A 10,487-nucleotide genomic window follows, 5' to 3' on the forward strand; every position below is an offset into this window, starting at 1 on the left:
GTCGGAGGGCCGCCGCTCCCCGCTGTCGCGCCGCTCGCCGGTCGGCCGCCGGTCCTCCCGGCGCTCGTCCGGTCGGGGCCGCCGCGCTCCCGCGCTCGCCTTCCGCGTCGGCTCCGGCTTCTCGGCGACCTTCTCGCCGCCCTGCCGCGAGATCGTCAGCAGCGCGCCCAGCTCCTCGCGGGTCAGGTCCCGCAGATCTCCCGAGCGCAGAGTGCCGAGGTGGAGCGGTCCGAACTGGCGCCGGACGAGTTCGAGCACCGGGTGCCCGACGGCCGCCATCATCCGCCGGACCACGCGGTTGCGCCCGGAGTGCAGCGTCAGCTCGACCAGGGAGGCGTTCGACCTGCCCTCCGGTCGTCCCAGCAGCCGCGCCTTATCGGCCGCGACCGGGCCGTCGTCGAGCTCGACGCCGGCGGTCAGCGCCGCGATGGTCTGCGGCAGGACCTGCCCCTGCACCTTGGCGATGTACGTCTTGGTCACTCCGAACGACGGATGCGCGAGAACGTGGGCCAGCTCCCCGTCGTTGGTCAGGACGAGCAGCCCCGACGTCTCGGCGTCGAGCCGACCGACGTTGAAGAGCCGCTCCTCGAAGTTCTGGGTGTAGGTGCTGAGGTCGGCCCGGCCGTTCTCGTCGGCGAGCGAGCTCACGACTCCCACCGGCTTGTTCAGCATCACGTAGCGGCGCGTGGTGTCCAGCTGCACCGCCACACCGTCGACCTCGATCGAGTCGGTCGCCGGATCGATGCGGCGCCCGAGCTCCGCGGCCACCTCGCCGTTCACCCTGATCCGCCTCGCGACGATCATCTCCTCGACGACCCGGCGGGAGGCGACCCCCGCCGCGGCGAGGACCTTCTGCAGTCGTTCGCCCTCGGGCCCGCTGTCAGGCGTGCTCATCGAATCCGTCCCGTCCGTCGCTCAGAAGTGGGGAGATCTTCGGCAGCTCGTCGAGCGAGGCGAGGCCGAGATGCACGAGCAGCTGCTCCGTCGTGCCGTAGAGGATCGCGCCGGTCTCGGGGTCGTTGCCGACCTCCGCGATCAGGCCACGACCCAGCAGTGTGCGGGCGACCGAGTCGACATTGACAGCGCGGATCTGCGCGACCTGTCCGCGCGAGATCGGCTGCTTGTAGGCGATGACGGCGAGGGTCTCCAGCGCCGCCTGCGAGAGCTTCGTCGGGTTCTGGGTCAGCACGAAGTCCGACACCACGGGGTCGTACTCGCGGCGGACGTAGATCCGCCAGCCCGAGCCGACCTCGCGCAGCTCGAAGCCGCGTCGGACGCCACCGTCCACGCCGTCGAAGTCGGCGACGAGCCGCTCGATCGACTGCCGCACGACCGCGATGGGTCGGGACAGCGCCGTCGCGAGCGCGACGAGCGACTGCGGCTCGTCGGCGACCATCAGGATCGCCTCGATCGCCCGGTCGATCTCGAACGCCACGGTCCCGACGCCCGCTTCCGCGGTCTCAGCCGTCATAGTCGGCTCCCAGGTGCGCCAGATTCGCGTCGGACCACGACGGAGCGACCCACTGCAGGGTGAGCTCGCCGAGCGGCTCCGGCTGCTCGAAGGCGAGTGCGGCGTGCCGGTAGAGCTCGAGCACGGCGATGAAGCGGGCGACGATCACGCCCTTCTCCTCGGCGGTCGCGATCAGCTCGCGGAAGGTGGCGGTGGACCGCTCCCTCAGCACGGCGACGACGTAGGCGGCCTGCTCCCGGATGCTGATCAGCGGCGCGTGCAGGTGATCGAGACCCACCGTCGGGATCTCGCGAGGTGCGAGGGCGAAGGCGGCCAGTGCGCCGAAGTCCTCCGCCGACAGCGTCCAGACGAGCTCGGGCTTCCGAGCCCGGTACTCCTCCTCGAGCGGGACGTCGCGCACGTGGCGCGCCGTCTCGATCTCGATCCGCTCGGCGAACCAGCTCGACACCTGCTTGAACGCGCGGTACTGCAGGAGTCGCGCGAACAGCAGGTCGCGGGCCTCCAGCAGCGCGGCGTCCTCGGCGTCGACGAGCTCGCCCTGCGGCAGCAGCCCGGCGATCTTGAGGTCCAGGAGCGTCGCGGCGACGACCAGGAACTCCGACGCGCGGTCGAGACCCTCAAGCGTGTCGATGCCGTGCAGGTACGACAGGAACTCGTCCGTCACCGCGCTGAGCGCGATCTCGGTGATGTCGACCTGCTGCTTGGTGATGAGGCTCAGCAGCAGATCGAAGGGGCCCTCGAAGTTCGCCAGAGCGACTCGGAACCCGCCGGCGGCCTCGGCCACCGGCTCCCGGACGAGGACCGACTCAGGCGACCGCGCCACGCGAGATCAGCTCCCTGGCGAGCTGGCGGTACGCCGCCGCGGCCTTGTGCTCCGGCGCGAACTGCGTGATGGGCACTCCCGACACGCTGGCGTCGGGGAACTTGACCGTGCGGCCGATCACCGTCTCGAGGACGCTGTCCCCGAACGCGTCCACGACGCGGTCGAGCACCTCGCGGGAGTGCAGGGTGCGCGAGTCGTACATCGTCGGCAGGATCCCGTCGAGCTCGATCGCCGGGTTGAGGCGGTCGCGCACCTTGTCGATCGTCTCGATCAGGAGCGCCACACCGCGCAGGGCGAAGAACTCGCATTCGAGGGGGATGAGCACGCCGTGGCTCGCCGTCAGCGCGTTCACGGTCAGCAGCCCGAGCGAGGGCTGGCAGTCGATCAGGATCACGTCGTAGTCGGCGCTCACCTTGCGGAGCACGCGGGCCAGGATCTGCTCGCGGGCGACCTCGTTGACGAGGTGGACCTCGGCGGCCGACAGGTCGATGTTCGCCGGGATGACGTCGAGTCCGGGGACCCTGGTCGAGCGGATCGCCTCGGAGGGGTCCTTGACCGTGCCGAGCAGGAGGTCGTAGATGGTGATCGCGTCGTAGGTGGCGACACCGAGGCCCGCGGACAGAGCGCCCTGCGGGTCGAAGTCGATGGCCAGCACGCGGCGGCCGTACTCGGCGAGGGTCGCGCCCAGGTTGATGGTGGTCGTCGTCTTGCCGACGCCGCCCTTCTGGTTGCAGAGCGAGATGATGCGCGCCGGTCCGTGCCCGGTCAGCTCGACCGGGAGGGGGAACTCGCGCAGGGGGCGGCCGGTCGGGCCGAGCGTCGGAGCCTCGAGGCCGGTGAGCTCCGTCGTGTCGTCCGTCTTGCCTGTCACCTGCGTCGTCCTCGCTTCCCGGGGCGTGCGCTCCCGCGCGGCCTGCCGTCGAGTCTACCGACCCCCTCCGCCCCCGGAGCCGCGCCCCGCCGCCCGTGCCCTTCCCGCGCCCCGCAGCCCTTGCTGATCGAGTAGCTCCGAAGGGGCGTGTCGAGACCCACCCCGCCGAATCCCCGCCTCCCCCGCTCCCCCCTCAGCGCCGCGCCCGCGGATGCGCCGTCGTGTACACGTCCCGCAGCGTGTCCGCCGTCACCAGCGTGTAGATCTGCGTCGTCGCGACGGAGGCGTGCCCGAGCAGCTCCTGCACGACGCGGACGTCGGCTCCGCCCGCGAGCAGGTGCGTCGCGAACGAGTGCCGGAAGGTGTGCGGGGAGATCTCGCGGTCCAGCCCCGCCTTCTCGGCGACCGCCCGGATCACGAGCCAGGCGCTCTGCCGCGACAGCCGTCCGCCGCGCACGCCGAGGAAGAGCGCCGGAGTCGCGCGCCCGCGCCGCGACAGCTCCGGCCGCGCCCGCACGAGGTAGTCGTCGACCGCCTCCCGCGCGTAGCGACCGAGCGGCACCATCCGCTGCTTCGAGCCCTTGCCGGTCAGGCGCACCACGTCGGCGTCGAGGACGTCGTCGACGGTGAGATCGACCGCCTCCGAGATCCGCGCGCCGGTCGCGTAGAGGAGCTCCAGGAGCGCCCGGTCGCGCATCTGCGCCAGCTCCTCCCCCCGGGACGCCTCGAGGAGCGCGCTCATCTGCTCCACCGTGATCGCCTTCGGCAGGGTCGTCGGGAGCTTCGGCGGCACGACGTCGTGCGCCACGTCGTCGACGACGAGCCCCTCCTCCAGGGCGAACCGGTGCAGCCCGCGCACGCTCGACAGGATGCGCGCGCGCGAGGACGCGGCGAGCGGACGCCCGGGCCGCGCGGCCAGCCACGAAGCGAAGTCGCCGACGTCCGAGCGGCGCAGCTCGGCCAGGTCGCCGACCCCGAGCTCGTCGAGCCGGCCCAGGTACAGCTCGAGGTCGCGGCGGTAGGCGGCGATGGTGTGCGCGGACAGCCCGCGCTCGACGCTCGCCTGCCGGAGGAACGCCTCGACGCTCGCCCTCGGGGTCATCCCCGGGGGTGCCGCACCCTCGGGTGCCGCGTCCACGGCGACGACGCGTCGCCGAGGCCCGCCCAGCCGCGCGAGCGGAAAGCGTGGGCCGCGAGTGCGGCGATCGTCAGCGACGGGTTCTGCACCCGGCGCGCGAGGACGGCGTCGACGAGCTCGTCGAGCGCGACCCACCGCAGCTCCATGTCGGCCTCCTCCGCCTCCCGGTCGAACACCGAGCCGGTGCTCGAGAGATCGCGGGCGAGGTAGATGCGGATGACCTCGTCGCTGCCCCCGGGCGAGGTGGCGAACTCCGAGAGCAGGTCCCACCGGCCGGCCTGCAGGTCGGTCTCCTCGGCGAGCTCGCGCTGGGCGGCGACCAGCGCGTCCTCGCCCTCGATGTCCAGCAGCCCGGCGGGGATCTCCCACTCCCGGGTGCGGACGGGGTGGCGGTACTGCTTGATCAGCGCGACGCGGTCCTCGTCGTCCAGGGCGAGCACCGCGACGGCGCCCGTGTGGTCGAGGAACTCCCGGCGCAGCTCGCCGTCGCCGTAGCGGAAGGTCTCGGCGCGGACACCCCAGACCATGCCGTCGAAGACGCTCTCGCTCGTCAGGATCTCGGGCTCGACGAGCTCGTCCGAGAGGCCGGAGTCACTCATCGGCGCCGGCCTCCGAGGCCGGGAAGAGGCGCGAGGCCTCCTGGCGCTCGAGCGCCGCCGTCACCAGTCCGCGGAACAGCGGGTGCGCGTCGTTCGGACGCGAGCGCAGCTCGGGGTGGGCCTGGGTGCCGACGTAGTAGGGGTGCTTGTCGCGCGGCAGCTCGACGTACTCGACGAGGCGGCCGTCGGGCGAGGTGCCCGAGAACCACAGGCCTGCCTCGGCGATCCGGTCACGGTAGGCGTTGTTGACCTCGTAGCGGTGGCGGTGGCGCTCGGCCGCCTCGGGCGCTCCGTAGACCTCGGAGACGATGGAGCCCTCGGCGAGCTCCGCGGTGTAGAGGCCCAGGCGCATGGTGCCGCCCATGTCGCCCGACGCGAGGATCTCGACCTGCTCCGCCATCGTCGCGATCACGGGGAACTCGGTCCCGGGGTCGAACTCCGACGACGACGCCCCCTCGAGCCCCGCCTCGTTCCGCGCGTACTCGATCACCATGCACTGCAGGCCGAGGCAGAGTCCCAGCGTCGGGATCCCGTTCTCGCGGGCGAAGCGCAGAGCGCCGAGCTTGCCCTCGATGCCGCGGATGCCGAAGCCGCCGGGCACGCAGATGCCGTCAAGCTCCGAGAGCGCCTTCGACGCCGCCTCCGGGTCCTCGAGTCCGTCCGAGGCGATCCAGCGGATGGCCACCTTGGTCTGCTGGGCGAAGCCGCCGGCGCGCAGCGCCTCGGTCACCGAGAGGTACGCGTCGGGCAGGTCGATGTACTTCCCGACCAGGCCGATGGTGACCTCGTGCTTGGGCTCGTGGACCGCTTCGAGGAGCTTTGACCAGCCGTCCCAGACGACCTCTCCGGCGTCGAGGCCGAGCTGGTCGATGATGTAGGAGTCGAGCCCCTGCTCGTTCAGCATGCCCGGGATCTCGTAGATCGAGGCGACGTCCTTGGCGTTCACGACCGCCTGCTCGTCGACATCGCACATCAGCGCGATCTTGCGCTTGTTCGACTCCGACACGGGCCGGTCGCTGCGCAGCACGAGCGCGTCGGGCTGGATGCCGATCGAGCGCAGCGCGGCGACGGAGTGCTGCGTCGGCTTGGTCTTCTGCTCGCCGGAAGCGCCCATGAACGGCACCAGGGACACGTGCACGAAGAAGACGTTCCGGCGCCCGAGCTCGTGCCGCACCTGACGGGCCGACTCGATGAACGGCTGGCTCTCGATGTCGCCGACCGTGCCGCCGATCTCGGTGATGATCACGTCGGGCTGCGGGTCGTCCTCGGCCTGCAGCCGCATGCGGCGCTTGATCTCGTCGGTGATGTGCGGGATGACCTGCACGGTGTCGCCGAGGTACTCCCCTGCCCGCTCGCGCGCGATGACCCGCGAGTAGATCTGCCCGGTCGTCACGTTCGCAGCCTGGTTCAGGTTGATGTCGAGGAAGCGCTCGTAGTGCCCGATGTCGAGGTCGGTCTCGGCGCCGTCGTCGGTGACGAACACCTCGCCGTGCTGGAACGGGTTCATCGTTCCCGGATCGACGTTCAGGTAGGGGTCGAGCTTCTGCATCACGACGCGCAGCCCGCGGGCGGTCAGCAGGTTGCCGAGGCTCGCGGCCGTGAGGCCCTTGCCCAGCGACGAGACGACGCCACCCGTGACGAAGATGTGCTTCGTGACCTTCGCGGGGGCGGAGTGCCCGGCCGTCGAGGAGTCGGAAGAAGAGTCTGAAGGGCCCGCGTTCGAAATGTCCACCACGGGCTTCCACCCTAACAGCAGTTGCCGGGAGGGGGGCCCGGTCGGCCGGATCGGTCAGCCGCGCCGGCTCGTCTCGAGCAGCTCCCGAGCATGCGCCAGGGCGTTGGCGGAGTCGGTCAGCCCCGAGAGCAGACGCGCCATCTCGGACACGCGCTCGTCGGCGTCGAGCTGGGTGACCGCACTGGAGGTGACGCTGCCGTCCGAGCCCTTCTCGACCCGCAGGTGGTTGTTCGCGAACGCGGCGACCTGCGCGAGGTGGGTCACGACGATCACCTGGGAGGTCTCGGCGAGCCGGGCGAGCCGTCGTCCGATCTCGATGGCCGCGGCTCCGCCCACTCCGGCGTCCACCTCGTCGAAGACGAAGGTCGGCACCGGGTCGTTGGCCGCCACGACGACCTCGATCGCGAGCATCACCCGCGAGAGCTCGCCACCGGAGGCGCCCTTGCCCAGCGGCCGAGGCGTCGCGCCCGTGTGCGGCTCGAGCAGCATCTCGACCGTGTCCCGGCCGTGCGCGGTCGGGTCGCCGGTGCTCGTCACACGCACGTGGAGGCGGGCGTCGCCCATGGCGAGGGCGGACAGCTCGTCGCTGACCCGCTCCCCCAGCTCGGCCGCCGCGGCGGTGCGCAGCGCGCTGAGCGTCGTCGCGAGACGGTCGACCAGATCCTGGTCGGCGGCCGTGTCCGACTCGAGCGCGGCGATGCGCTCGTCGTCGCCGTCGAGCTCGAGCAGCCGCAGACCCGAGGAGTCGACGAGGTCGAGGACGTCGTCGAGCGTGGGCCCGTGGGTGCGTGCGAGCAGCGACAGCTCGGCCCGCCGGTTCTCGATCAGCTCGAGGTCGTGCGCTCCGTCGAGGTCGAGCTCGGCGAGGTAGGAGGAGAGGCTGCCCGCGGCGTCGACGAGCAGCACGGAGGCCTCGCTCAGCGTCTGGACCGTCGGCTGCAGGACAGCGTCGTGCTCGGCCGCCCGCTCGAGGACCCGACGCGCGAGGTCGAGCAGACCGAGGGCGTCCCGGCCGTCCAGCTCCTCGGACGAGATCGCCTCGCGGGCCTCGCCGGCGGCGAGCCGCAGCTGCTCGATGCTGCCGAGCCGCTCCGACTGCGCCGCGAGCTCCACGTCCTCGCCCCGTTGCGGCGCGACCACCTCGATCTCGGCCAGGGCGCTCCGGAGTCGTTCCGCCTCTCGCGCCCGCGCCTCACGCGCCGCGGTCAGCTCGTCGAGCTCCTCCCGGTTGGCCCGCCAGCGCTCGTACGCGCTCCCGTAGTCGCGCAGCGCCTCGGCGAGCTCGGCACCGCCGAAGCGGTCGAGGGCGTCGCGCTGCGCTGCGGCCGACCGCAGGCGGATCTGGTCGGACTGGCCGTGGACGACGACGAGCTGGTCGGCGAGCTCCGAGAGCACGCTGACCGGCGCTCCCCTGCCGCCGACGACCGCGCGACCGCGACCCTCCGCCGAGACGGACCGGGCCAGCAAGAGCTCGGGACCGTCGAGGTCGCCGCCGGCGTCGCGGACCCGGTCGGCCACCGCTCCGTCCTCCGGCACGATCCAGCGGCCCGACACCCACGCCTGCGGCCGGCCGGAGCGGACGGCGGAGGCGTCGGACCGGGCACCGAGGACCAGAGCGAGCGCCGTCACCACCATCGTCTTGCCGGCGCCGGTCTCTCCGGTCACGGCGGTGAAGCCGGGGCCGAGCGGGAGGGTCGCCTCGGCGATGACGCCGAGGTCGCGGATCTGCAGCTCTTCGAGCATCGGGGGAACTACTCCGTCTCCGTGGACCCCCGCCATCCGCGGATGGGGAGGCCGAACTTGTGCACCAGGCGGTCGGTGAAGGGGGCGTCGTGCAGGCGGGCCAGGCGCACGGGGTAGGGCGAGCGCCGGAACACGACGCGAGCGCCGGGGGGCAGCTCGTAGGTCCGGCGGCCGTCGGCCCAGAGAACGCCGACACCGTCGGTGCGCTCCTTGACCTCTACGGCGAGGCTGGATCCGGGCCCGACGACGAGCGGACGCGCGAACAGCGCGTGGGCGCTGAGCGGCACGAGCAGCATCGCCTCGAGGGTCGGCCACACGACCGGGCCCCCTCCCGAGAACGCGTACGCGGTCGAGCCGGTCGGAGTGGACACCACGATGCCGTCGCAGCCGAAGCTCGACAGCGGCCTGCCGTCGACGCCGACCATCACCTCGAGCATCCGCTCGCGGCTGCCCTTCTCGACCGTGGCCTCGTTGAGCGCCCACGTCTCGTAGACGACCTGCTCGTCGATCTTCACCCGCACCTGCAGGGTCATCCGCTCCTCGACGCCGTAGTCGCCGTCGAGGGCTCGGGCGACGGCGTCGTCGAGATCGTCGCGCTCGCTCTCGGCCAGGAAGCCGACGTGACCGAGATTCACGCCGAGCAGCGGCGCCGTCCCGGTCCGTGCGATCTCGGCGGCACGGAGGATCGTGCCGTCGCCACCGAGGACGAAGACGAGCTCCACGTCGGCGAGCAGGACGTCGGTGCCGAGGACGGCGACGTCCGAGAGCGACGGAGCTGCCGCGACGATGTCGCCCTTGTCGTCGCCGCACAGAACGGGCCGGGCTCCGGATCCGCGCAGCCGCTGGATCACGAGGATCGCCGCTTCGAGGGAGTCCGTCCGTCCGGTGTGGGCCACGACGAGGATGTTGCGCTCCTGCGGAGGGGACTGCATCGAGAGGGTGTCCTCCAGGTAGATCGACGTCGATCGACCGCCCGCATCACCCGGTGGTGAGCGCGGTGACCGCGTCTCTCCATTCTGTCGGAATCGTTCCGCGGTCGCGGTGGAGGTGCGCCAGATACTCGTGATTCCCAGCGCTTCCGGGTAATGGGGAGGACGCGAGTCCGACCACTCCGAGACCGAGATCCCACGCGGCCCAGAGGACGTCCGACAGAGCCTCCCGGCGCAGCTCGGGATCACGGACGATGCCCTCCTTCACACCGGTTCGACCGACCTCGAACTGAGGCTTCACCAGTACGACGAAGTCGGCGAGCGGAGAGACGGACGCCGTGACGGCCGGCAGCACCATGGTGAGCGAGATGAAGGAGACGTCCGACACCACCAGATCGGGCACGGTCGTCGTCCGGGCTGCTGAGGCGAGAGAGGTCGATGTCATGTCCCGGGCATTGAACCCCTCGACGACGTGCACGCGGTCATCCGAGCGGATTCGCGGCGCGAGTTGCGCGTGTCCGACATCGAGCGCGATCACCGAGGCGGCCCCGCGCTCGAGGAGCACCTGGGTGAATCCCCCCGTCGAGGCACCGACATCGAGCGCGTGCGCCCCCTGCACGGAGACGGTGGGGAAGCTCGCGAGCGCTCCGAGCAGCTTGTGCGCCGCCCGGCTCACGTAGTGATCGAGACCGGCTACGGCGACGTCCTGATCGGGTCGGACCCGGATCGACGCCTTCAGCGCCGGCGCCCCGTCGACTGTGACGAGGGCGTCCGCGATGAGCCGCGCCGCATGAGTGCGCGACCGAGCGATTCCTCGCTCGGCGAGTGCCGCATCGAGGCGCGCGTCCGGCGCAGGAGTGTCCGAGGCGGAGCCGCTCATCGGCGCACGTCCGCACCCTCGAGTCGCGCACGCAGCCGATCCTGGATCGCGGTGTAGGACGACGTCCGAGAGGAGAGCGGCTGCTCCTCGGTCAGTGCGAGCGTTTCGACGAGGTCCTCGAACGGAACCTCGTTCTCCTCGTCTCGAGCAGTGTCGTCTGACATCATGCCTTCCACCTTAGATCTCTGCCCCGGCTCTTCTGCGTGTGCAGGGCCTGGTGGTGCGGAGGGCGGGATAAACAGCGATGGCCACCCATTTCTGGGTGGCCATCGTGAATGGTGTCCGGCGGTGTCCTACT

The 10,487-nt window shown here is 71.5% G+C and carries 10 protein-coding genes and 1 pseudogene; all 11 read right to left on the reverse strand.

Features of this window, described 5'->3' with window-relative positions; translation table 11 throughout:
- Positions 1 to 114: 114 nt before the first annotated feature.
- Positions 115 to 894, reverse strand: a pseudogene (locus ASF46_RS10190) (pseudouridine synthase); the annotation flags it as partial.
- Positions 881 to 1,471, reverse strand: coding sequence for an SMC-Scp complex subunit ScpB (gene scpB, locus ASF46_RS10195; protein ID WP_056867356.1), 591 nt, complete (start codon positions 1,469 to 1,471; stop codon positions 881 to 883). The gene scpB and the pseudogene ASF46_RS10190, both read right to left, overlap by 14 nt.
- Positions 1,461 to 2,294: a segregation and condensation protein A gene (locus ASF46_RS10200; RefSeq protein ID WP_056867357.1), complete on the reverse strand. Its 834-nt coding sequence runs from the start codon at positions 2,292 to 2,294 to the stop codon at positions 1,461 to 1,463. Before ASF46_RS10200 ends, scpB begins: the two co-directional genes overlap by 11 nt.
- Complete coding sequence (locus ASF46_RS10205; RefSeq protein ID WP_056867358.1) at positions 2,278 to 3,165, reverse strand: ParA family protein; 888 nt, start codon at positions 3,163 to 3,165, stop codon at positions 2,278 to 2,280. The genes ASF46_RS10200 and ASF46_RS10205 overlap by 17 nt, the downstream gene beginning before the upstream one ends.
- Positions 3,166 to 3,358: 193 nt before the next feature.
- Positions 3,359 to 4,267: a site-specific tyrosine recombinase XerD gene (gene xerD / locus ASF46_RS10210; RefSeq protein WP_056867359.1), complete on the reverse strand. Its 909-nt coding sequence runs from the start codon at positions 4,265 to 4,267 to the stop codon at positions 3,359 to 3,361.
- Positions 4,264 to 4,902 (reverse strand): NUDIX domain-containing protein, encoded by a 639-nt coding sequence (locus ASF46_RS10215; protein WP_056867360.1) that lies wholly within the window; start codon positions 4,900 to 4,902, stop codon positions 4,264 to 4,266. Before ASF46_RS10215 ends, xerD begins: the two co-directional genes overlap by 4 nt.
- Positions 4,895 to 6,547 carry a CTP synthase gene (locus tag ASF46_RS10220; RefSeq protein WP_268788640.1) on the reverse strand — a complete coding sequence of 551 codons (1,653 nt, stop codon included), beginning with the start codon at positions 6,545 to 6,547 and terminating at the stop codon, positions 4,895 to 4,897. Before ASF46_RS10220 ends, ASF46_RS10215 begins: the two co-directional genes overlap by 8 nt.
- A 144-nt stretch (positions 6,548 to 6,691) precedes the next feature.
- The gene (recN, locus tag ASF46_RS10225; protein ID WP_056867362.1) at positions 6,692 to 8,380 is read right to left on the reverse strand and encodes a DNA repair protein RecN; all 1,689 of its coding nucleotides are present in this window, start codon (positions 8,378 to 8,380) and stop codon (positions 6,692 to 6,694) included.
- A gap of 8 nt (positions 8,381 to 8,388) precedes the next feature.
- Entirely contained in the window at positions 8,389 to 9,312 is a 924-nt protein-coding gene (locus tag ASF46_RS10230) for an NAD kinase (RefSeq protein WP_056867363.1), read from the reverse strand.
- A gap of 46 nt (positions 9,313 to 9,358) precedes the next feature.
- Positions 9,359 to 10,189: a TlyA family RNA methyltransferase gene (locus tag ASF46_RS10235; RefSeq protein ID WP_056867364.1), complete on the reverse strand. Its 831-nt coding sequence runs from the start codon at positions 10,187 to 10,189 to the stop codon at positions 9,359 to 9,361.
- The gene (locus ASF46_RS19140; protein WP_157602337.1) at positions 10,186 to 10,356 is read right to left on the reverse strand and encodes a hypothetical protein; all 171 of its coding nucleotides are present in this window, start codon (positions 10,354 to 10,356) and stop codon (positions 10,186 to 10,188) included. The genes ASF46_RS10235 and ASF46_RS19140 overlap by 4 nt, the downstream gene beginning before the upstream one ends.
- Positions 10,357 to 10,487 lie beyond the last annotated feature (131 nt).

The sequence above is a fragment of the Rathayibacter sp. Leaf296 genome (genome assembly GCF_001423045.1).
In the GTDB taxonomy this organism is placed as follows: Bacteria; Actinomycetota; Actinomycetes; order Actinomycetales; family Microbacteriaceae; genus Rathayibacter; species Rathayibacter caricis.

Bases quoted from the DNA above. Each gene is read 5' to 3' on its own strand.
- scpB (WP_056867356.1), bottom strand. From the start codon at position 1,471: ATGACGGCTGAGACCGCGGAAGCGGGCGTCGGGACCGTGGCGTTCGAG.
- xerD (WP_056867359.1), bottom strand. From the start codon at position 4,267: ATGACCCCGAGGGCGAGCGTCGAGGCGTTCCTCCGGCAGGCGAGCGTC.
- ASF46_RS10215 (WP_056867360.1), bottom strand. From the start codon at position 4,902: ATGAGTGACTCCGGCCTCTCGGACGAGCTCGTCGAGCCCGAGATCCTG.
- recN (WP_056867362.1), bottom strand. From the start codon at position 8,380: ATGCTCGAAGAGCTGCAGATCCGCGACCTCGGCGTCATCGCCGAGGCG.
- ASF46_RS10230 (WP_056867363.1), bottom strand. From the start codon at position 9,312: ATGCAGTCCCCTCCGCAGGAGCGCAACATCCTCGTCGTGGCCCACACC.
- ASF46_RS10235 (WP_056867364.1), bottom strand. From the start codon at position 10,189: ATGAGCGGCTCCGCCTCGGACACTCCTGCGCCGGACGCGCGCCTCGAT.
- ASF46_RS19140 (WP_157602337.1), bottom strand. From the start codon at position 10,356: ATGATGTCAGACGACACTGCTCGAGACGAGGAGAACGAGGTTCCGTTC.